This window comes from Bradyrhizobium sp. WYCCWR15520, from assembly GCF_056174665.1.
The window spans coordinates 1-645 of the sequence record NZ_JBWBWM010000172.1 but is presented as its reverse complement, the minus strand read 5'-3'; the positions used below and the strand labels follow the sequence as shown (position 1 = coordinate 645).

Genomic DNA, 645 nt, shown 5'->3' with positions numbered 1-645 from the left:
GCGCTCGGCCTGCACGGCATCACGGTGGAAGAGGAATATGGCGGCGCCGGCCTCGGCTATCTCGAGCACTGCATCGCGGTGGAAGAGATGTCGCGGGCGTCAGCTTCCGTGGGTCTGTCCTACGGCGCCCATTCCAACCTCTGCGTCAACCAGATCCGCCGCAACGGCAACGAGGCGCAGAAGCGCAAATATTTGCCGAAACTGATCTCCGGTGAGCATGTCGGCTCGCTCGCGATGTCGGAGCCCGGCGCCGGAAGGGACGTGGTCTCGATGAAGACCCGCGCCGACAAGAAGGGCGACCGCTTTGTGCTGAACGGCAACAAGATGTGGATCACCAACGGCCCGGTGGCCGATACGCTCGTGGTCTACGCCAAGACCGATCCCAATGCCGGCCCGCGCGGCATGACCGCCTTCATCATCGAGAAGGGCATGAAGGGATTTTCCACTGCGCAAAAGCTCGACAAGCTCGGCATGCGCGGCTCCGATACCTGCGAACTGGTGTTCGAGGATTGCGAAGTCCCCGAGGAGAATGTGCTGAGCGAGGTCGGCCGCGGCGTCAACGTGCTGATGTCCGGCCTCGACTACGAGCGCGCGGTGCTGGCGGCAGGCCCGATCGGCATCATGCAGGCCTGCATGGACGTGGTG

The 645-nt window shown here is 63.9% G+C and carries 1 protein-coding gene; it reads left to right on the top strand.

Translation table 11 applies throughout. The features are described 5' to 3' along the window. Positions 1 to 645: acyl-CoA dehydrogenase family protein (locus AC0QUY_RS42710; protein WP_475391751.1), on the top strand; the 645-nt coding region annotated here is incomplete at both ends.